Origin of the sequence: Roseomonas sp. OT10 (assembly GCF_020991085.1) — a bacterium.
Classification (GTDB): Bacteria; Pseudomonadota; Alphaproteobacteria; order Acetobacterales; family Acetobacteraceae; genus Roseomonas; species Roseomonas cutis.
Genome location: NZ_CP087719.1, coordinates 2,724,918 through 2,745,023 on the forward strand (window position 1 = coordinate 2,724,918; position 20,106 = coordinate 2,745,023).

The 20,106-nt window shown below is 72.2% G+C and carries 20 protein-coding genes; 17 read left to right on the forward strand and 3 right to left on the reverse strand.

Annotated features, from left to right (window positions below; translation table 11 throughout):
* Positions 1-127 precede the first annotated feature (127 nt).
* Entirely contained in the window at positions 128-1,105 is a 978-nt protein-coding gene (locus LPC08_RS12520; RefSeq protein WP_230448572.1) for a Bug family tripartite tricarboxylate transporter substrate binding protein, read from the reverse strand.
* 118 nt (positions 1,106-1,223) lie between these two features.
* On the opposite strand from LPC08_RS12520, the gene LPC08_RS12525 reads away from it, so the two are divergent.
* The 3 genes from LPC08_RS12525 to LPC08_RS12535 all read left to right on the forward strand — a co-directional run bounded on the left by LPC08_RS12525 (position 1,224) and on the right by LPC08_RS12535 (position 4,685).
* Positions 1,224-2,192 carry a dihydrodipicolinate synthase family protein gene (locus tag LPC08_RS12525; RefSeq protein ID WP_230448573.1) on the forward strand — a complete coding sequence of 323 codons (969 nt, stop codon included), beginning with the start codon at positions 1,224-1,226 and terminating at the stop codon, positions 2,190-2,192.
* On the forward strand, positions 2,189-3,400 hold the full coding sequence (locus tag LPC08_RS12530) for a mandelate racemase/muconate lactonizing enzyme family protein (protein WP_230448574.1): 1,212 nt from the start codon (positions 2,189-2,191) through the stop codon (positions 3,398-3,400). The genes LPC08_RS12525 and LPC08_RS12530 overlap by 4 nt, the downstream gene beginning before the upstream one ends.
* Positions 3,401-3,509: 109 nt before the next feature.
* Positions 3,510-4,685 carry a 4-hydroxybenzoate 3-monooxygenase gene (locus LPC08_RS12535; RefSeq protein ID WP_230448575.1) on the forward strand — a complete coding sequence of 392 codons (1,176 nt, stop codon included), beginning with the start codon at positions 3,510-3,512 and terminating at the stop codon, positions 4,683-4,685.
* Here LPC08_RS12535 and LPC08_RS12540 read toward each other — a convergent pair.
* Positions 4,682-5,448, reverse strand: a protein-coding gene (locus LPC08_RS12540; RefSeq protein ID WP_230448576.1) for an IS5 family transposase whose coding sequence is annotated in 2 segments (ribosomal slippage) — positions 4,682-5,124 and positions 5,124-5,448 — 768 coding nt in all. Because the reading frame shifts where the segments join, the coding sequence is not laid out codon by codon here. The two genes, LPC08_RS12535 and LPC08_RS12540, sit on opposite strands and share 4 nt — an antisense overlap.
* A 154-nt stretch (positions 5,449-5,602) precedes the next feature.
* Positions 5,603-6,928: a LysR family transcriptional regulator gene (locus LPC08_RS12545; RefSeq protein WP_441295841.1), complete on the reverse strand. Its 1,326-nt coding sequence runs from the start codon at positions 6,926-6,928 to the stop codon at positions 5,603-5,605.
* Between the two features lie 60 nt (positions 6,929-6,988).
* Between LPC08_RS12545 and LPC08_RS12550 the strand changes: the two genes are divergently transcribed.
* The 14 genes from LPC08_RS12550 (at position 6,989) to LPC08_RS12615 (ending at position 20,084) form a co-directional block, all read left to right on the forward strand.
* Positions 6,989-7,693 (forward strand): isochorismatase family protein, encoded by a 705-nt coding sequence (locus tag LPC08_RS12550; RefSeq protein ID WP_230448578.1) that lies wholly within the window; start codon positions 6,989-6,991, stop codon positions 7,691-7,693.
* A gap of 144 nt (positions 7,694-7,837) precedes the next feature.
* Positions 7,838-9,064: a gallate dioxygenase gene (locus tag LPC08_RS12555; RefSeq protein WP_230448579.1), complete on the forward strand. Its 1,227-nt coding sequence runs from the start codon at positions 7,838-7,840 to the stop codon at positions 9,062-9,064.
* 30 nt (positions 9,065-9,094) lie between these two features.
* A complete protein-coding gene (locus LPC08_RS12560; RefSeq protein ID WP_230448580.1) occupies positions 9,095-10,303 on the forward strand; it encodes an ABC transporter substrate-binding protein in 1,209 nt (402 codons plus the stop codon).
* Positions 10,304-10,306: 3 nt separating this feature from the next.
* A complete protein-coding gene (locus LPC08_RS12565) occupies positions 10,307-11,170 on the forward strand; it encodes a branched-chain amino acid ABC transporter permease (RefSeq protein WP_230448581.1) in 864 nt (287 codons plus the stop codon).
* Positions 11,167-12,114 (forward strand): branched-chain amino acid ABC transporter permease, encoded by a 948-nt coding sequence (locus LPC08_RS12570; protein ID WP_230448582.1) that lies wholly within the window; start codon positions 11,167-11,169, stop codon positions 12,112-12,114. The genes LPC08_RS12565 and LPC08_RS12570 overlap by 4 nt, the downstream gene beginning before the upstream one ends.
* Positions 12,111-12,872, forward strand: coding sequence for an ABC transporter ATP-binding protein (locus tag LPC08_RS12575; protein WP_230448583.1), 762 nt, complete (start codon positions 12,111-12,113; stop codon positions 12,870-12,872). Before LPC08_RS12570 ends, LPC08_RS12575 begins: the two co-directional genes overlap by 4 nt.
* The gene (locus tag LPC08_RS12580) at positions 12,859-13,554 is read left to right on the forward strand and encodes an ABC transporter ATP-binding protein (RefSeq protein WP_230448584.1); all 696 of its coding nucleotides are present in this window, start codon (positions 12,859-12,861) and stop codon (positions 13,552-13,554) included. The genes LPC08_RS12575 and LPC08_RS12580 overlap by 14 nt, the downstream gene beginning before the upstream one ends.
* The gene (locus LPC08_RS12585) at positions 13,551-14,384 is read left to right on the forward strand and encodes a creatininase family protein (RefSeq protein WP_230448585.1); all 834 of its coding nucleotides are present in this window, start codon (positions 13,551-13,553) and stop codon (positions 14,382-14,384) included. The genes LPC08_RS12580 and LPC08_RS12585 overlap by 4 nt, the downstream gene beginning before the upstream one ends.
* A gap of 8 nt (positions 14,385-14,392) precedes the next feature.
* Entirely contained in the window at positions 14,393-15,430 is a 1,038-nt protein-coding gene (locus LPC08_RS12590; protein ID WP_230448586.1) for a LysR family transcriptional regulator, read from the forward strand.
* Positions 15,431-15,453: 23 nt separating this feature from the next.
* Entirely contained in the window at positions 15,454-16,470 is a 1,017-nt protein-coding gene (locus tag LPC08_RS12595) for a catechol 2,3-dioxygenase (RefSeq protein ID WP_230448587.1), read from the forward strand.
* Between the two features lie 60 nt (positions 16,471-16,530).
* Complete coding sequence (locus LPC08_RS12600) at positions 16,531-17,553, forward strand: amidohydrolase family protein (RefSeq protein WP_230448588.1); 1,023 nt, start codon at positions 16,531-16,533, stop codon at positions 17,551-17,553.
* Positions 17,550-18,227 (forward strand): 4-carboxy-4-hydroxy-2-oxoadipate aldolase/oxaloacetate decarboxylase, encoded by a 678-nt coding sequence (locus tag LPC08_RS12605; RefSeq protein WP_230448589.1) that lies wholly within the window; start codon positions 17,550-17,552, stop codon positions 18,225-18,227. The genes LPC08_RS12600 and LPC08_RS12605 overlap by 4 nt, the downstream gene beginning before the upstream one ends.
* Positions 18,220-19,068, forward strand: a complete 849-nt coding sequence (locus LPC08_RS12610) for an ABC transporter substrate-binding protein (protein ID WP_230448590.1) — start codon at positions 18,220-18,222, stop codon at positions 19,066-19,068. The genes LPC08_RS12605 and LPC08_RS12610 overlap by 8 nt, the downstream gene beginning before the upstream one ends.
* Before the next feature lie 23 nt (positions 19,069-19,091).
* On the forward strand, positions 19,092-20,084 hold the full coding sequence (locus tag LPC08_RS12615; protein ID WP_230448591.1) for a Bug family tripartite tricarboxylate transporter substrate binding protein: 993 nt from the start codon (positions 19,092-19,094) through the stop codon (positions 20,082-20,084).
* Positions 20,085-20,106 lie beyond the last annotated feature (22 nt).

Consider the following 20,106-nt stretch of genomic DNA (forward strand, 5'->3'; position numbering starts at 1 on the left):
CGGTCGTGCGGCGGAAGGAGGGCGGCCAGGGGCCGTGATTGTGTCCCAGGTGGCGACGCCCTTGCCGCCCGTCACCCCAGGGCACCGGCCGGGCAGCCATGCACCGCCTTCCCTGCTCCCCCCGCCCCTATTCCACCCGGATGCCCGCCTTCTGCACCACCTCGCGATAGCGGGCGGCCTCGCTCGCCATGAACGCGGCGAACTCGGCCGGGGTGGTCGGTGCCGGCTCCAGCGTCTGGGCGCGGAACTTCTGGACCGTCTCCGGCAGGGCGAGGAAGCGCCGGGTCTCCACCGCCACCTTCTCCACCACCGGCGCCGGCAACCCGGCCGGACCCAGCAGCCCGTGCCAGGAGGCCATCTCCGTCCCCGGATACCGCTCCACCAGCGCCGGCAGGTCGGGCCAGTCCGCCAGCCGGTGCGGCATGGTGGTGGCCAGCGGCCGCAGCCGACCCTCTCGCACCAGCTGGGTGGAGGTCGCGACCGTGTCCACCATCGCCTCCACCGTCCCGGCCAGCAGCGCCTGGAGCGCGGGGGAGCCGCCGTTGAAGGGCACATGCGTCATGCGGATGCCGGCGCGCAGCAGGAACATCTCCATGGCGAGGTGCAGCGAGGTGCCCACCCCGGAGGAGCCGAAGTTGATCGCCTCCGGCCGCGCCTTCGCCGCCGCGACCAGCCCGTCCACGTCCCGCACGTCCAGCTTCGCCGGGTTCACCAGCAGCCAGCACGGCGTCACCACCAGGTTGGAGATCGCCGTGAAATCCTTCACCGGATCGTAGGGTAGCCGCCCCGGCTGCACCGCCGGCAGGATCGCATTGGCCGCGATGTTGCCCATTCCCAGCACGCTGCCGTCCGCCGGCGCCTTGGCCAGCACGTCCACCCCGATGGAGGAGCCGGCACCGGGCCGGTTCTCCACCACGAAGGGCTTGCCGAAGGCGCCCTGGAGATGCGCGGCCAGCATCCGCCCCACGATGTCGGCGGCCCCGGCCGGCGGGAAGGGCACGATGAAGCGCACCGGCCGATCGGGCCAGGACTCGGCGGCCCGGGCGATGGCCGGCATGGCGAGGGCGGGCAGCATCGCCCCCAGGCGGCGACGGGTGATGGGCATGGACGGTCTCTCCCGTGGGGGCCGTGCCTCGGGCCGGCCCTGCTTTGCCGGGCAGTCTGGACGCAGCCCCCGGAGCGGCGCAACGGTGGCGCGAACCATTGTGGGAGGAATGAGGACGATGCCGGAACGGGTGATCCCCCATGGCGTGCTGCCGGTGCTGCCCACCCCCTTCGGCGAGGACGGCGCGCCGGACCAGGCGGCCTTCCTGGCGCTCGCGGACTTCGCCCTGACCTCCGGCGCGGACGGCGTCGTCTACCCGGGCATGGCGAGCGAGGTGGAGACGCTGACGCCCGAGGAACGCGCCGCCATGGTCGCCGCCCTGGGCCGGCACCTGGGCGGGAAGACCCCCTTCATCGTCGGCGCCTCGGATGCCGATCCCGCCCGCGCCGCCGCCCGCGCGGCGGAGGGACGCGCGGCCGGCGCCATCGCCGCCATGGTGATGGCCCCGCCCGGCGCCGGGCGCGAGGTGGCGAGGCAGGCCGCCTATTTCCGCGCGGTGGCGGCGGGCGTGCCGGGCATGGCGCTGATGCTGCAGAACGCCCCGCCGCCCAACGGCGCCGGCCTTTCGCCCGAGGAGGTGGCCGCCGTCTGCGCCGAGGTTCCCGCGATCCGCACCGTGAAGGAGGAGACGCTGCCCTGCGGCCAGCACGTCTCGCGCATCCTGGCGGCGACCGGCGGGCGGCTGGACGGCGTGCTGGGCGGCGCCGGCGCGCGCTTCGTGCTGGACGAGCTGGCGCGCGGGGCCAGCGGCACCATGCCGGCCGTGGAGATCGTGGACGCGCATGTCGCGCTGTGGCGCGCCTGGGGCGCCGGCAACCAGGCGGAGGCGCGGCGCATCTACGACGCGACGCTGCCGCTGCTGTGCTTCCAGATGGTCTTCCGCGTGCGCGCGACGAAGGAGGTGCTGCGGCGGCGCGGGTTGCTGGCGCACACCGCCGCGCGCGCGGCGGGGCCGAAGCTGGACGAGGGCGACCAGATGGAGATCGGCCAGCTCCTCGCCACCGCGGCGCCGGTGCTGCCGGGGCCGCCGCCGCAGGGGAGCGCCGCGGCCGCGTCGATGGCGCCCAGCGCGGCGCCGCTGTCGTGACGGTCCCGGCGCCGGAGGCGGGCGCGCTCGGCACGGTCGGGCACAGCGGCGACCGCATCGCCCGGCTGGAATGCTTCGTGATCGAAGTGCCGCGCGAGACGCCCTATCTTGGCCCGCTGCGCGCGGGCGAGGCGGTGAACCGGCGCGGCTACCTGGTCCGGCGCGGCAACCGGACGCTCTACCCGACCAGCGACCGCTCCGTGCTGCTGCGCGTCACCTCGCGCGACGGGGCGGTGGGCTGGGGCGAGACCTACGGCATCGTCGCCCCGCGCGCGGTGGTGGAGATCGTCGAGGACGTGCTGGCCCCCGTGCTGGAGGGCGCGCCGGTGGATGCGCCGGCCGCGCTGCATGACGCGCTCTACGACCTGATGCGGGTGCGCGGCTTCTTCGGCGGCTTCTACGGCGACGCGCTGGCGGCGGTGGACATCGCGCTGTGGGACCTGCTGGGCCGGCGGCTGGGCGTGCCCGTCTCCGCGCTGCTGGGCGGGCGGCGGCAGGCCACCGTGCCGGCCTACGTCTCCGGCCTGCCGGCGGCGACGCTGGAGGCGCGCTGCGACCTCGCGCGCGACTGGGTGGGGCGCGGCTTCCGGGCGGTGAAGTTCGCGGCGGCCGTCGCGGATGACGGGGCGGAGGCGGAGATCGCCGCCCTGCGCCGCGCCCTGGGCGAGGGGCCGGAGATCATGGCCGACCTGCACTGGCGCCACACGGCGCCGGAGGCGATCCGGCTGATCCGCCGCATGGAGGCGCACCGCCTCTCCTTCGCCGAGGCCCCCTGCGCGCCCGAGGACATCGAGGGCCAGGCGCTGGTGGCGCGCGGCATCGGCGTGCCGCTGGCGCTGGGCGAGGAGCTGCGCACCGTGCACGAGTGGCTGCCGCGCTTCGAGCGGCGCTGCGTCGGCGTGGCGCAGCCGGAGATGGGCCGCACGGGCATCACCGAGTTCCACCGGATCGGCGTGCTGGCCCAGGGCTTCGGCGCCACCGTCGCGCCGCATGCCAGCATCGGCGTGGGCATCTTCCTCGCCGCCAGCCTGCAGGCGGCGAGCACGCTCGACCGGCTGACCTGGCACGAGTACCAGCACAGCGTCTTCGATGCGAAGCGCGGCTTCCTCGACGGGGACATGGACTGCGCCGCCGGCTTCTACACGGTGCCGACCGGCCCCGGGCTGGGCGTGGCGCCGACGGCCGAGGCGCTGCGCCACGCCGCCTGACCGATAAGCAGTTTCGATGCGGCCCTGAGCATTTTCGCCCTGGCCAGGGGCGGCCGGGCGGGACCACCTTGCCGCCCGGCAGGACAGGGACCGGTGGGTGACGGGGACCATGCGGACACAGGTGGGCATCATCGGCGCGGGCCCGGCGGGGCTGTTCCTCGCGCATCTGCTGAAGGCGCGCGGCATCGAATCCGTCATCCTGGAAGGCCGCAGCCGCGCGCATGTCGAGGGCCGCGTGCGCGCCGGGGTGCTGGAGCCGGGAACGGTGGACACCCTGGCACGGCTGGGGCTGGATGCGCGGCTGCGGCGCGAGGGCCTGGTGGACAGCGGGCTGGACATGCGCTTCCGCGGCCGGACCATCCACCTCGACCTGCCGGGCCTCACCGGCAGGTCGGTCATGATCTACGGCCAGCAGGAGGTGGTGAAGGATCTGGTCGCGGCCCGCATCGAGGCGGGCGATCCGTTGCTGTTCGACGCGCCGGCCACGGCGATCGAGGGGATCGACGGCCCCCGGCCACGCATCCGCTACGAGCAGGCGGGCGAATCCCGCTGGCTGGATTGCGACGTCGTCGCCGCCTGCGACGGCTATCACGGCATCGGCCGGGCCTCCGCGCCGCCGGGGGCGCTGACCAGCTACGAGCAGAGCTACGGCTTCGCCTGGCTGGGCGTGCTGGCGCGGGCGCGGCCGATGGCCGACATGACCTATTCGAACAGCGACCGCGGCTTCGCGCTGTGCAGCCGGCGCTCCATGAGCGTCTCCCGCCTCTACCTCCAGGTGCCGGCGGAGGAGCGGCCGGAAGACTGGTCCGATGCGCGCTTCTGGGACGAGCTGCACGCCCGGATGTTCGATGCGGACCGCAGCGAGATCGCGGAGGGAGAGATCTTCCAGCGCGACCTGGCGAAGCTGCGCGCCTTCGTCGGCGCCCCGATGCAGCACGGCCGGCTGTTCCTCGCCGGCGATGCCGCGCATATCGTCCCGCCGGCCGGGGCGAAGGGGCTCAACATGGCGGTGGCGGATGTCCGCGTGCTGGCCGACGCGCTGGAGGGTTTCTGCCGCCGCGGCGACACCGCCGGGCTGGAGGGGTACTCGGCCCGCTGCCTCGACAGGGTCTGGAAGGCCGTGCGCTTGTCCAGCGCGTTGACCGGGCTGCTGCACCGCTTCGACGAGCACACGCCGATGCAGCGCAACCTCCAGCTCGCCGAGCTGGAATACATCGCCGGCTCGCCCGCGGCGCAGGCCAGCATCGCCGAGCAGTATGTCCGCCTGAACGAGGTGACGGACTAGGTCGTGGACTCATAAGATTTGAGCCACAGACGTGTTGAGGCGAGGAGAATGGCGGCGAGGAAGTTGCGCGCGAGCTTGTCGAAGCGGGTGGCGATGCGCCTGAAGTGCTTGAGCTTGCAGAAGAAGCGTTCGACCTGATTGCGTTGACGGTAGAGGGTCGGATCGACGGAGCGCTGTATCTTCCGGTCCCGCTGGGTCGGGATATGGGCGCAGCCTCCGCGATCCCGAACCAGATCGAGGATGGCCTGCGCGTCATAGCCCCGGTCAGCGACAAGGGCTTGGGCGGGCGGCAGGCCGTCGATCAGGGCCTCCACGGCGGCCTTGTCTGAGGCTTGTCCAGCCGAGAGCACGATCCGCAGCGGCAATCCATCCTGGTTCACCAGGACGTTGATCTTGGTGCTCAGTCCTCCACGAGAACGGCCGATGGCGTGATCCGGGCCCCCTTTTTTCCACCGGCGGCATGCTGGTGGGCCCGGATGATGGAACTGTCGATCAGGTGCAGGGATTGAGGCGATGTTGCCGCCAGAGCCTCAAAGACCCGCAGCCAGACCCCGGCCTTCGCCCACCGGTTGTAGCGATTGTAGATCGTGGTGGAGGGACCATAGCGGCTCGGCAGGTCCCGCCATGGCGAGCCTGTTCGCAGCACATAGAAAATCCCGTTGATCACCCGACGATCGTCCACCCGGGCCACCCCGCGGGGCTTGTTCGGCAGCAACGCCTCAATCAACCGCCACTCCGCCTCGCTCAAATCGTACCTCGCCATCCAAGGCTCCTTCCCAGAGACTTGAATCAGCCTCCCGCTCAACCAGCAAGCTTTATGAGTTCAGAACCTAGACGGATCGCCGGAGGACGGCGTCCGGCACCCTGGGATGCCAGGACATCCCCGGCGGAAGCTCCGAACCGGCGGCCCCGGTCCGCTACAGGCTGCCCACCGCGCGGATGCTGTCCATCAGCAGCCGCGCCGCCAGGGACGGACTGCTGGCCGAGCGTTGCAGGAAGCCGATGTCGCGCCGCGTCTCGGGCAGCTCCAGCGGCAGGACCACGAGGCTGCGCGCCTCCAGCTCGTGCTGGAACAGGTGCGGCGAGACGGCGGTGACCAGGTCGCTTTCGCGCAGCAGCCCCAGGGTGATGGTCAGGTCCGTGGTCTCCACCGCGACCCGTGGCTCCGCCAGGCCGCGCAGGCGCAGCACCCCCTCCAGCAGCTCGCGGGTCGGCGTGCCGTGGGGCGGCAGGACCCAGCGCGCCTCCGCCAGGGCCGGCAGGCCCAGCGGCCGCATCCGGCCCATCGGATGACCGGCCCGCGCCACCAGCGCCATCCGGTCCTCCGTGATGACCTCCCGCGCCAGGCCGATCGTGTGCTCCGGCGGGCGCAGGGCGCCGAGGAGGAAGTCGATGTCGCCCGCGCGCAACCGGGCGGCGAGGTGCTCGAAGCTGCCCTCCACCGTGGTCACGGTCAGGTTCGGGTGGCGTTCCTGCATGCGGATGATGGCCCGCGGCAGCAGCCGGTTGCGGCCCAGCGAGAGCGTCCCGACCGTGACGCGCCCGGCCATGGCGCCGCGCAGCAGGCCGATCTCCGCCTCCGCCGCCCGGATCTCGGCCAGCGCCCGCCGGACATGCAGGGCGAGCAGCGCCCCGGGCGGCGTGGGCTGCAACCCGGCCGGCGAACGGACGAAGACCTCCATGCCCAGGCCCAGCTCCACCTCCCGCAGCGCCTGGCTGACCGCCGGCTGCGAGATCGCCAGGCTGTCCGCCACGGCGCCCATGTGGCGCTGCTCCACCAGCTCGACGAAGGCCAGCAGGCGCAGGCGGCCCAGGGCGAGGGAGAAGATCGGCGCCTGCGGGTTCCAGCCGGCCGGCGCGCCGGCCGCGGCGATGCCCTGGCGGGCGTTCTCCATCTCGGCGAAGGCCCGCTCCACCCGGTGCAGCAGGGTGCGGCCGGGGGTGGTCGGCAGCATGCCCTGCGGCCGCCGCTCGAACAGCTCCACGCGCAACTCGCGCTCCAGCTCCTGGATGGCGCGGGTGACGGCCGACTGGGCCCGCCGGAGCACGCCGCTGGAACGCACCACGCTGCCCGACCGGGCCACGGCCAGGAAGGCGCGCAGGTGCTTGGGATTGACGGCATAGGGTCCTGGCGGCGTGGTCCCGTCTCCTGGCAGGGGCGGCCGCCGAGATAAGGCTTTTCGATGGCGGTGTGAACAGTTTCGCCTGGGCAGAGGGCGCCGGCCGCGGAAATCTCCCGGCACGGGCGTGGCCAGGGCCACCCGGCGCCCCCCCCCCGATGCCCCCCCTGACGGAGCGAGACCATGACGGAACCCGCCCCCTACGAGATGCCGGCCTACGTGATCGACCGCGTGATGAAGAAGCGCGGCCGGCTGCGGGTCTTCGAGAGCTTCGAGCCGGCGCGTTCCGCCCTCGTCGTGGTGGACATGCAGGCCTTCTACGTGACGGACGTGCCGCCCGCCGTCGCCATCATCCCCAACATCAACCGCCTTGCCCGCGCCTTCCGCGAGCGCGGCGGCACCGTGGCCTGGGTGAAGATGACGGCCGGGCGGAACGGGGAGAGCCTGTGGCCCCTCTACCACGACTACTTCTTCACCCCGGCCAATGCCGCCCGGCACCGCGACAACCTCACCCCCGGCACGCCGGGGCACGAGTTGCACCCCGATCTGGAACCGCTGCCCGGGGATATCGTGGCGGAGAAGTCGCGCTTCAGCGCCTTCCTGCCGGGCAAGTCGGACCTGCCGGAGAAGCTGGCCGCGCGCGGCATCACCAGCGTCGCGATCACCGGCATGCTGACCAACTTCTGCTGCGAAACCTCGGCACGGGATGCGATGATGCTGGACTACCACGTCGCCATGGTCTCCGACGCCAATGCCGCGCGCTACGACGAGGACCACAACGTCGGCTTCACCACCGTCTTCCAGAGCTTCGGCGACGTGGTGACCACGGAGGAGATGATCGGCCTGCTGCACGGCGCGGAGGGCGGGGCCGGGGCGGCGCGGCGATAAGGCTTTTCGATGCCGCCTTTCCGGTTTTGCACCAGCCAGCCCGACGGGCTTGCCCGAAGATCGCCTCGGGGGGGAAGGTAGCAGTGGATCGCCAGCAACGCCCCGCCGGGTAGGCGGGGGACAGGTTCAGGAGGACATCGCCCCATGGCCAGGATCATCGGCGGGATCGGCACCTCGCACGTGCCCACGATTGGCGTGGCCTACGACAAGGGAAAGCAGGACGTCCCGGACTGGGCGCCGCTGTTCCGGGGCTACGAGCCCGCCCAGCGCTGGCTGGCGGAGAAGAAGCCCGACGTCCTGGTGTTCTTCTACAACGACCACCTGAACGCCTTCTTCTACGACCTCTACCCCACCTTCGCGATCGGCGTGGCGCCCAGCTACGACGTGGCGGACGAGGGCGCGGGCCGGCGGCCCCTGCCGCTGCTGCCAGGCCACCCCGGCCTGTCCACGCATATCGCCGAGTGCCTGGTGAACGAGGAGTTCGATCCGGCCGTCTTCCAGGACCGCCCGCTGGATCACGGTGTCTTCTCGCCCCTGCCGCTGCTCTGGCCGCACAAGGAGGGCTGGCCGGGCGCGGTGGTGCCGATCGAGGTGAACGTCGTGCAGTACCCGCTGCCGACGCCGATGCGCTGCTTCAAGCTGGGCCAGGCACTGCGCCGGGCCATCGAATCCTACCCCGAGGACCTCTCCGTGGTGGTGGTCGGCACCGGGGGCCTGTCGCACCAGATCCATGGCGAGCGCACCGGCTACAACGACACCGAATGGGACATGCGCTTCATCGACCTGATCGAGAAGGATCCTATGACGCTCGCCCGGATGCGGCACGTCGACTACATCCGCCTCGGCGGCGCCGAGAGCGTCGAGGTCATCATGTGGCTGGCGATGCGCGGCGCGCTGAGCGACGACATCGAGAAGGTCCACCAGAACTACTACCTGGCCACCACCACCGCCATGACGGTGCTGGTCTTCGAGGAGCGGGGCGACGCCCCGGCGGTGGTCCCGCACGCGTCGGGCAACCCGCAGCTGACCGGCATCCAGGACATCGAGGGCACCTATGCCTTCGACATTCCCACGGGGCGGGAGCGGCTGCGGCTGAACCGCTTCTTCTGGAACATGAAGGACCCCGGCTTCCGGGACGCCTTCCGCGCCGACGAGCGCGGCGCCTGCGCCGCGGCCGGTCTGACGCCGGAGGAGACGGAGCTGGTGCTGCGGCGCGACTGGCTGGGCCTCGTGCAGAACGGCGCCAACTTCTTCGTGCTGGAGAAGTTCGCCCGCCTCGTCGGCCGCTCGAACCTGGAGGTCTACGCGGATATGCGCGGCGAGAGCTTCGAGGAATTCCTGGCGACGCGGCAGGTGCCCGGCGCCCGCTGACCAGCCGTTTCGATGAGAGGAGCAAGCGACATGTCGTCTTCCAGCCTGCCTGCGGCGCCAACGGGACGGCGCGCCCTCCTCCTCGGCGCGGCGGGGGCGGCGACCCTGCCGCTGCCGCGCCCCGCCCTGGCGCAGGAGCGGAAGTTCGTCCTCGGCGTGGTCCTGCCCCTCTCCGGCCCCTTCGCCGACCAGGGCCGGCACTACGATGACGGCATCAAGCTGTTCCAGAAGCTCCACGGCACCAAGGTCGGCAACCTGACGGTGGAGACGGTGGTCCGGGACGACCAGGGACCGGGGTCCGGCGACCTCGCCCGACGGCTGACGCAGGAGTTGATCCAGCGCAGCCGGGCGGAGGCGATCCTGGGCTACAGCTTTACCCCCAACGCCATGGCCGCCGCCAGCCTGCTGACCGAGGCGAAGCGGCCCGGCATCATCGTCAATGCCGCGACCTCCGTCCTGACCGAACGGTCGCCCTACTTCAGCCGCGTGTCGCTGACCCTGCCGCAGCTCGCCGCCACGCTCGGCAACTGGGCGGCGAAGAAGGGGCTGAAGAGCGTCTATACCATCGTCTCCGACTACGCGCCCGGCCTCGATGCCGAGACCTGGTTCACCCGCGCCTTCGAGGCGGCCGGCGGCAAGGTGATCGGCGGCGCGCGCACGCCGGTGACGGCCATGGAGTACTCCCCCTTCCTGCAGCGCGCGATGGAGGCGAAGCCGGATGGCGTCTTCGGGTTCAATCCCGGCGGCGACGTCTCCGTCGCCTTCATGAAGCAGACGCGGGAGCGCGGCCTCACCCAGTCCGGCATCAAGCTGATGGTGACGGGGGACGTGGTGGACGACAACCTGCTGCCGGCCATGGGCGATGCGCTGGAAGGCGTCATCTCCGCGCTGAACTACCAGGTGGAGCTGGACAACCCCGCCAACCGGCGCTTCCTCGCCGGCCTGCGCGAGATGTCGGGCCCCGACGTCACGCCCAGCTACCGCACGGTCCAGAGCTATGACGGCATGGCGCTGATCTACCACGCCCTGCAGCAGACCGGCGGCAAGACGGATGCGGACTCCCTGATGGGGGCGATCCGCGGCGCGCGGATCGACAGCCCCCGCGGTCCCTTCACCATCGACCCCGCCACCCGCGACATCGTGCAGAACATCTACATCCGCGAGGGACGCAAGGTGGACGACCGCTGGGCCAACATCGCCATCGAGACCTTCGAGGCGGTGAAGGACCCAGCCAAGTAAGGCATGTCGGGTTTGCTCACCGTCCTGGCCGACGGCATCGCCTATGGCATGCTGCTCTTCCTCTTCTCCATCGGCCTGTCGGTGACGCTCGGCCTGATGCGCTTCATCAACCTCGCCCATGGCGCCTTCGCCATGTGCGGGGGCTATGTCGCGGTGATGCTGCTCAACGGGCTGGGCATCCCCTTCCTGCTCACCCTTCCCCTGGCGGCGCTGGCCACCGCGGCGATCGGCCTCGTGCTGGAACGCTCCGTGATCCGGTACGTCTACCCCATGCCGGAACTGCAGCAGGTGCTTTTCTCCATCGGCCTCGCCTTCGCCGCCGGGGCGGTGGCGAACATCCTGTTCGGGCCGCAGCAGCAGCCCATCCTGCTGCCCGGCTGGCTGACCGACCGGGTGGAGGTGGCGGGCATCGCCATCACCGGCTACCGCCTCTTCGTGCTGCTGCTCGGCCTGCTCGCGGCCGGGTCGCTGGCGGCGCTGTTCGGGCTGACCCTGTTCGGGGCGCGGGTCCGCGCGGCGGTGGACAACCGCCGCGCGGCGGAGGGCGTGGGCATCGACGTGGACCGGCTCTTCGCCACCACCTTCGCCCTGGGGGCGGGCTTCGCCGGGCTGGGCGGGGCGCTGGGGGTGGGCTTCCTCGGCCTCGATCCCACCTTCCCGTTCAAGTACCTGGTGATCGTGCTGATGGTCGTCGCGATCGGCGGGCCCGGCTCGATCCTCGGCTCCTTCGTCGCCGCCGTCGGCCTGGGCGCCGTCGACGCGCTGTTCAAGTACCTGGTGCCGGAGCTGGGCGGCTTCGTGATCTACGGCCTGCTGGTGCTGATGATGCTGCTCTTCCCACGCGGCCTCGCGGGGCGGCCGGCATGAGGGCGATCCGCCCCCCCGTGGGGCTCGCGCTGCTGGCCATGGCGCTCGCGGCCTACTTCCTGTTCCCCGACTACCTGACCCTGATGGCCAGCCTCTTCATCCTGGTCATCTTCGCCCTGTCCTACGACCTGCTGCAGGGCCATGCCGGCGTCGTCTCCCTGGGCCATGCGGTGTTCTTCGGGATCGGCGCCTACACCACCGCCATCCTCGGCGGGCGCGGCCTGACCGAGCCGGTGCTGGGCCTGCTGGCCGCGCTGCTGGTCAGCGGCGCCATCGCCCTGGCCCTGACGCGCCTGGTGGTGGTGGGCAACGACCTGACGCGGCTGCTGGTGACGCTGGGCATCGGCTTCCTGTTCCACGAGGCCGCCAACCAGGCGCGCGGCCTCACCGGCGGGGCCGACGGGCTCTCGGACTTCTCCATGGGGCCCGTGCTCGGGCTGTTCCGCTTCGACTTCATGGGCGAGACGGCCTTCTTCTACACCCTGGCCGTGCTGGCCCTGGTCTATGCCTTCCTCTGGCGCCTCACCGCCTCGCCCTTCGGCCTCGCGCTGCGCGGCATCCGCGAGAACGTGCGGCGGATGCCGGCCATCGGTGCGCCGGTCGGGCGGCACCTCGCCACCGCCTACACCATCTCGGGCGGCATCGCCGGCCTCGCCGGGGCCCTGCTGGCGCAGACCAGCAGCTTCGCCTCGCTGGACATGCTTGGCTTCGAGCGCTCGGCGGAGGTCGTGATGATGGCGACGCTGGGCGGCACCGGCAGCCTGCCCGGCGTGGTGGTGGGCGCCGCCGGCTTCGGCTACCTCAAGGACGCACTCTCGGCGATGAGCCCGCGCTACTGGCACCTGGGCATCGGCATCGTGCTGATGCTCTCGGTCTTCCTGCTGCGCGGCGGCATCGCCGGCGCGGCGACGGCGCTGCTGCGCCGGCTGCGGGGCCGGGCATGACCCCGGCCATCGAGACCGACGCGCTCACCCTGCGCTATGGCAGCTTCACCGCCGTGGATGCCGTGTCGCTGCGCGTGGCCGCCGGCGCCAGGCACGCGCTGATCGGACCGAACGGCGCGGGCAAGACCTCGCTGGTGCATGCGCTGACCGGCAGCGTCGCGGCCGGCTCCGGCCGCATCCGCATCGGGGGCGAGGACGTCACGGCGCTGGACCAGCCCGCCCGGGTGCGCCGCGGGCTGGCCCGCACCTTCCAGATCAACCAGCTCTTCCGCGGTCTGACGGTGCTGGAGAACGTCGCGCTGGCCATCTTCGAGCGCGAGCGCAAGACGCGCGTCTTCTGGCGCTCCGCCGCGGCCGACCGCGCCGTGGCCGAGGAGGCGCGGGCGCATCTGGATTTCGTCCACCTCGCCGACCATGCGGAGCGGCCGGTCCGCTCCCTCCCCTATGGGCTGCAGCGGCTGGTGGAGATCGCCATCGCCCTGGCGACGCGGCCGCGGGTGCTGGTCCTGGACGAGCCGGCGGCCGGCGTCCCGGCGGCGCAGAGCGAATCCATCTTCGAACGCATCCACGCCCTGCCGCGCGACCTCACCCTGCTCTTCGTCGAGCACGACATGGGGCTGGTCTTCCGCTTCGCCGAGCGGATCACCGTCCTGGTCGGCGGCCGGGTGATGACGGAGGGCAGCCCGGCCGAGATCCAGGCGGACGAGCGGGTGCGGGAGGTCTATCTCGGCCGTCGGGGGCACCATGCCGCTGCTTGAGGTGGAGGGGCTGACCGCCGGATACGGCGAGGCCGTGGTGCTGGAGGGGCTGAGCCTGGCCATCGAGGATGGCGAGGGGCTTGCGGTGCTCGGCCGCAACGGCGTCGGCAAGACCACGCTGATGCTGGCCATCATGGGCCACGCCCGGCGCTTCGGCGGGGCGTTGCGCTGGCAGGGGGAGGAGTTCGGCACGCGCCCTGCCTGGGCCCGCACGCGGATGGGGCTGGGCTGGGTGCCGCAGGAGCGGGACATCTTCCCCTCGCTGACGGTGGAGGAGAACCTGCTGGTGGCGCGCCGCCCCGGCCCCTTCGACCTCGCCGCCGCCTATGACCTCTTTCCCCGGCTGCGCGAGCGCCGGCGCAATCCCGGCGACAAGCTCTCCGGCGGCGAACAGCAGATGCTGGCGATCGGCCGGACACTGATGACCAACCCGCGGCTGCTGCTTCTGGACGAGCCCTTCGAGGGCCTGGCGCCCGTCATCGTGGAGGAGCTGGAGGCGACGCTCCGCCGCCTCCGGGCGGAAAAGGGCTTCGCCACCGTCATCGTGGAACAGCATGCCGAGGACGCGCTCGCGCTCAGCGACCGGGCCGTCGTGCTGGACCGCGGCAGGATCGTGCTGCAAGGCCGCTCGGCCGACCTGCTGGCGGATTTCGAACAGGTGCGGCGATGGATCTCCGTATGACCCGATCCCCGGCCGGACCGATGGCCGACACGCTGGCGGAGATGACCGCCCCCGCCCTGCGCGCCGCGGCGGAACGCGGCGCCGTGGCGCTGCTGCCGGTGGGCGTGATCGAGTGCCATGGGCCGCACCTGCCGGTCGGCACGGACGCCTTCATCGCCCTCGCCCTGTGCCGGGCCACCCGCGACCACCTGGCGGCCGCGGGGGGCGAGGCGGTGATCGCGCCGCCCTACACCTGGGGCATCAACGGCATCCTGGCGGACTTCCCGGGCAGCTTCCGCATCCGGCCGGAGACGGCGGCGGCGCTGTTGCGGGACGTGATCGACTCCCTGCTCGACAACGGCTTCCGCCAGGTGCTGGTGGTCAGCCACCACGGCGACCGGCTGCACAACGAGATGGTGCGCGACGTCCTGATGGCCCTGCACGACGAGGGCCGGGTCGGGGCACGCTGGCTCTACGCGCCCTTCCGCTGGCGCCTCTACGGCCGCATCGGACTGACCGGGCAGGAGCCGATCTGCGTGCCCTGGGAACCCGTCCCGGCCATGGAGGGTTTCCGCCTGACGGGCCTGCTGGGCGTGCACGCGGATGAGTACGAGACGGCGGCCATGGTCCGCTACCACCCCGAGACGGTGGACTACGATGCGCTGCGCGGCCTGCCGCCGACGCGGCTGACCGAGGCGGACCTGGCGGAATGGCGGCAGGGCGCCGAGGCGGCCCGGCGGCTGACGCCGGACGGCTATTTCGGCGCGCCGAACCCGGTCGATCCCGACCTCTGGCGGCATTACGACGAGACGGCGCGGGTGATGGCGGCGGCGCTGGCGGCGGGACGCTGACGGGGCCCTTGCGCCGGGGCGCGGCCGGGCCGATCACCCTGGCCATGCCGCGCCGCTATCTGGACCAGCGCCTGAAGCTCTCCCTGCTCCGCGTGGCGGAGGCGCTGAACGCCCATGGCAGCCTGCTGCGCGCCTCCGCCGCGCTGGGGGTGGGGCAGCCCGCCCTGACGCGCAGCCTGCGGGAGCTGGAGGAGATCGTCGGCACCCCGCTCTTCGAGCGCCATGCCCGCGGCGTGCGGCCCACCCAGGCGGGGATGGCCATCATCCGCCTGGCCCGGCGGGTGCGGGCGGAGCTGCACCGCGCCGAGGAGGAGCTGGACACGATCGGCGGCGAGGGCACGGTGGCGGTGGGCGTGCTGCCCGTCTCCGCAGTGGGCGTGCTGCCAGGGGTGCTGCTGCGGCTGAAGGCCACCCATCCCGCCATCCGTCTGCGCCTGGAGCAGGGCCGGACGGAGGAGCTGCTGCCCCTGCTGGCGGAGCGGGAGATCGACCTGGTGGTGGGGCGGCTCTACCCGACCGCCACGCCCGACGGCTTCGTGCGCGAGGCGCTGTGGGAGGAGCCGATCTCCCTCCTCGCCCGGGCCGAGCACCCGCTGCTGCGGCGGGAGGCACCGCTGAGCGTGGCGGATCTGGCGCCCTTCGAGTTCGTCCTGCCGACCATGAGCCAGCGCGTCGGGCAGGAGATCGAGCATTTCCTGACCCTGCTGGGCCGGCTGCCCGAGGCGTCCCTGCGCTCCTCCTCCTACGGGCTGCTGCGGGAGATGCTGCTGGCGACCGACTGCATCGCCGTCATGCCGCGGCTGATGATGGTGGGCGACCTGCTGCGCGGCACGCTGCGGGTGCTGCCGCTGCAGCCGCCGGCGCCCCCGCGGCCGGCCGGGCTGGTGCTGCCCGCCGGAGGGGCGCCATCCCCGGCGGCGGCGGCCTTCATCGCCTGTCTGCACGAAACCATCGCCGAGATCACCGCGCGCGGCTTCGCCGATATGCCGGAAGTTGATAGCTCAACCCATAAAAGCGATAAGACATCCCTTCCCCGGCGTCGGTAGAAGCGGCTCCGAGAGGAAACCCCATGCACCCGCCGGAGCCGATCCTGGACATCGCCCATCTGGGGCATGTCGAGCTGCTGACGCCGAAGCCCGAGGAATCCCTTCGCTTCTTCACGGCCGTCATGGGCATGACGGAGAGCGGGCGGCAGGGCGACAGCGTCTTCCTGCGCGGCTGGGACGACTACGAGCGCTACTCGCTCCAGCTCACCGCCTCGACGACCTCGGGCCTCGGCCACGCCGCCTTCCGCGCCCGCAGCCCGCAGGCGCTGGAGCGCCGCGTCGCCGCCCTGCGCGCGGACGGGGCGGAGGTGACGCCGCACGAGGGGAGCCTCGGCCACGGCACCGGCTGGCGCTTCCGCGACCCGGACGGGCACGTCTTCGAGCTGTATTACGACACGGAGTGGTACCAGGCGCCGCCCGACCGCCGCCCCTCGCTGAAGAACCAGGCGGAACGCTACCCCGCGCGTGGGGTGAACGTGCGGCGGATCGACCACTTCAACTGCCTCGCCGTCGACGTGCGCGCCTGCCGCGCGTTCTTCCAGCGCAACCTCGGCCTGCGCTGCACGGAGCGCATCGAGCTGGACAGTGGCGAGGAGGCGGGCATGTGGCTCACCTCCAACAACAAGTCCTACGACTTCGCCTTCACCAAGGAGGCGCACGGCGTCCCCGGCCGCTTCCACCACGTCACCTTCGCGCTCGATAGCCGCGAGGCGGTCCTGCAGGCCGCCGACGCCTTCCTCGAGGCGGGCGTCTTCATCGAGACGGGGCCGCACAAGCACGCGGTGCAGCAGACCTTCTTCCTCTACGTCTACGAGCCCGGCGGCAACCGCGTCGAAGTGGCCCATGCCGGCGCGCGGCTGATCCTCGCCCCCGACTGGAAGCCGATCACCTGGACGGAGACGGAGCGGAAGAAGGGCCAGGCCTGGGGCCTGAAGACCATCGAGAGCTTCCACACCCACGGCACCCCGCCCCTTCCGGGCCGGCACGGCGACGGGGTGGTGGCGGATGACGACCTGGCAGGGGACGGCATCGCCTCCTGAGGCGAAGCCCCCAGACGGGACAGCGGGCCGGCACGGCCGGACAGCATGGGAGGACAGCGGATGATCATCGACTGCCACGGCCACTACACCACCGCCCCCGCCGCGCACGACGCCTGGCGCGAGATGCAGAAGGCCGCCTTCAAGGCGGGCGGCGACGTGGACCCCGCCTATCCGGAGATCTCCGACGACGAGATCCGCGAGACCATCGAGAAGAACCAGCTCCGCCTGCTGCGCGAGCGCGGCGCGGACCTGACCATCTTCTCCCCCCGCGCCTCCACCATGGCGCACCACGTGGGCAACGAGGCGGTCAGCCAGGCCTGGACCCGCCGCTGCAACGACCTGATCAAGCGCGTGGTGGAGCTCTACCCGCAATACTTCGTGGGCGTCTGCCAGTTGCCCCAGTCGCCCGGCGTCTCCATCGCCCATTCCATCGCGGAGCTGGAGCGCTGCGTGACGGAGCTGGGCTTCATCGGCTGCAACCTGAACCCCGACCCCTCGGGCGGGCTGTGGTCCGGCCTGCCGCTGACCGACCGCTCCTGGTACCCCTTCTTCGAGAAGATGGTGGAGCTGGACGTGCCGGCGATGATCCACGTCTCCGGCTCCTGCAACTGCAACTTCCACGCGACCGGCGCCCACTACATCAACGCCGACACCACCGCCTTCATGCAGTTCCTGGAAGGCGACCTGTTCCGCGACTTCCCAACGCTGCGCTTCGTCATCCCGCATGGCGGCGGCGCCGTCCCCTACCACTGGGGCCGGTACCGCGGGCTGGCGGACATGCTGAAGCGCCCGCCGCTGCGCGAGCACGTGATGAGGAACGTCTTCTTCGACACCTGCGTCTACCACCAGCCGGGCATCGACCTGCTGTTCCGGGTGATCGACATCGACAACATCCTGTTCGGCTCGGAGATGGTCGGCGCGGTGCGCGGGATCGACCCGGAGACGGGCTTCCACTTCGACGACACCAAGCGCTACGTCGACGCCCTGGCCATCTCCGCCGAGGACAAGCACAAGGTCTTCGAGGGGAACGCCCGCCGGGTCTATCCGCGGCTCGACGCCATCCTGAAGGGGCAGGGCCGGTGAGTCTCATCCGCCGCAACCCCCCGCGCGTCGCGCCGGAGCTGGCCGCGCGCTTCGCCCCCTACGGCACCGCCACCATCCACGAGGCGCAGGGGCGGCGCGGCTGCTTCGCCTCCCACATGCGCCCGGCCTGGCCGCGGGCGAAGGCGATGGGCAGCGCCGTCACCGTCTCCATCGCGCCGGCCGACAACTGGATGATCCATGTCGCGGTGGAGATCTGCCGCCCCGGCGACCTGCTGGTGGTCGCGCCGACCTCTCCCTCCGACGCCGGCTATTTCGGCGAGCTGCTGGCCTGCTCGCTCGCGGCGCGCGGCGTCGTGGGGCTGGTGATCGAGGCGGGCTGCCGCGACGTCGCCGCGCTGGAGGAGATGCGCTTCCCTGTCTGGTCGAAGGCGATCTCCCCCCAGGGCACGGTGAAGGAGACGCTGGGCTCGGTGAACGTGCCCATCGCCATCGCCGGGCAGCTCGTGAACCCGGGCGACCTGGTCGCGGCCGACGACGACGGCGTGGTGGTGGTGCGGCGCGAGGAGGCGGAGAGCGTCCTCGCCGCCTCGGAGGCGCGCGAGCGCAAGGAGGAGGCCACGCGCGCCCGGCTGAAGGCGGGCGAGCTGGGCCTCGACATCTACGGGATGCGGGAGGCGCTGGCGAAGAAGGGGCTGCGCTACGAGGATGCCTGAGCCCGTCACCCTGCGCGCCGCCATCGGCCGCTACAAGCACAGCGCCCCGGTGCTGGACGGCGCCGTGACCTCGCCCCTGCTGCGGATCGAGGATGCGGGGATCAAGCCGGTCAACCGTGCCTTCGCGCCGATGGTGCGGGAGGGGCGCTTCGACCTCTCGGAGATGGCGATCGCCACCTTCCTGATGGCGAAGGAGGCCGCCCGCCCGCTGGTGCTGCTGCCGGTGGTGATGGCCGCGCGCTTCCAGGAGGGCGCGCTGCTCTGCCGCGCCGACAGCGACCTGCGCGGCCCCGCCGACCTGCGTGGCCGGCGCGTCGGCGCGCGCGCCTACAGCCAGACCACGGGGATGTGGCTGCGCGGTACGCTGGCCGAGCACGGCGTGCCGGCCGATGCGGTGCGCTGGATCACCTACGAGGACGCGCACGAGCCCGGCTATCGCGACCCGCCCTTCGCGGAGCGCGCCCCGGCCGGGGCGGACATGCTGGCGATGCTGCGCGACGGCTCGCTGGACGCGGCGGTCTTCGGCAACGACCTGCCGGAGGGCGAGAGGCTGCGCACGGTCTTCCCCGACCCGGCGGCGGCCGGCGAGGCGTTCCGCGCGCGGCACGGCTTCGTCCCGGTGAACCACCTGCTGGTGCTGCGCCACGACGTGGCGGACGCCCATCCGGAGATCGCGCCGGAGATCGTGAGGCTGTTCGGCGGCATCACCCCGCCCGGCGGCCGCGCCGGCCTCGCCCCCGCCCTCACCCTCGCCAGCGAGTTCTGCGCGGCGCAGGGCCTCACCGCGCGTGCCCTGACCCTGGCGGAGATCTGGGACGGCACGCCGGACAGCGTCGCCTGACAAGAAGAACCGGAGAGAACGCCATGATCGACCGCCGGGCCCTGGTTGCCCGAACCCTGGGGGCCTCGGCCTTCGCCGCCGCCCTCGCCGCCCCCCGCCTGCTGCGGGCGCAGCAGGCCTGGCCGAGCCGGCCGATCCGGCTGGTCGTGCCCTTCACCCCCGGCGGCAGCACGGACATCCTGGCCCGCGCCATCGCGGCCGAACTGCCGGAAACCCTGGGCCAGACCGTCGTGGTGGAGAACCGCGGCGGCGCCGGCGGCACCATCGGCACGGAGGTGGTCGCCCGCTCCGCGCCGGACGGCCACACGCTGATGATGGGCCATATCGGCACGCTGGCGGTGAACCCGACACTCTACCCGAACCTGTCCTTCGACACCGCCACCGCCTTCGACCCGGTGGTGCTGGTGGCGGTGGTGCCGAACGTGCTGGTGGTCCATCCCAGCATCCGCGCGCAGAACGTCGCGGAGTTCATCGCGCTGGCCAAGGCGAAGCCCGGCTCGATCACCTATGGCTCGGGCGGCAACGGCTCGGCCGCGCACATCGCCATGGTCGCCTTCGCCATGGCGGCGGGGATCACGCTGGAGCACATCCCCTATCGCGGCACCGCGCCGATGATGACCGACCTGATCGCCGGCACCATCGGCGCGACGCTGACGGGTGGCCCGCCCGCGCTGCCGCCGGTGCGCGCCGGGCAGCTCCGCGCGCTGGGCGTCTCCTCGCTCACCCGGCTGGGCTCGGCCGCCGACATCCCGACCATCGCCGAGACGGCCTTGCCGGGCTTCGAGGCGGTGCAGTGGTACGGCCTCGTCGCCCCCGCCGGCACGCCGCGCCCGATCATCGAGCGGCTGAACCGGGAATGCGCGCGCATCCTGACCGGCGAGAGGCTGCGCCCGCGCCTCGCCGCCGAGGGGGCGGAGGCCTCGCCCGGCACGCCGGAGGCCTTCGGCGCCTATATCGCCAGCGAGCGCGAGCGCTGGGGCAAGGTCGTGCGCGCGGCCGCGCTGAAGGCGGACTGAGCGGCATGGCGCAGGCTGGTGG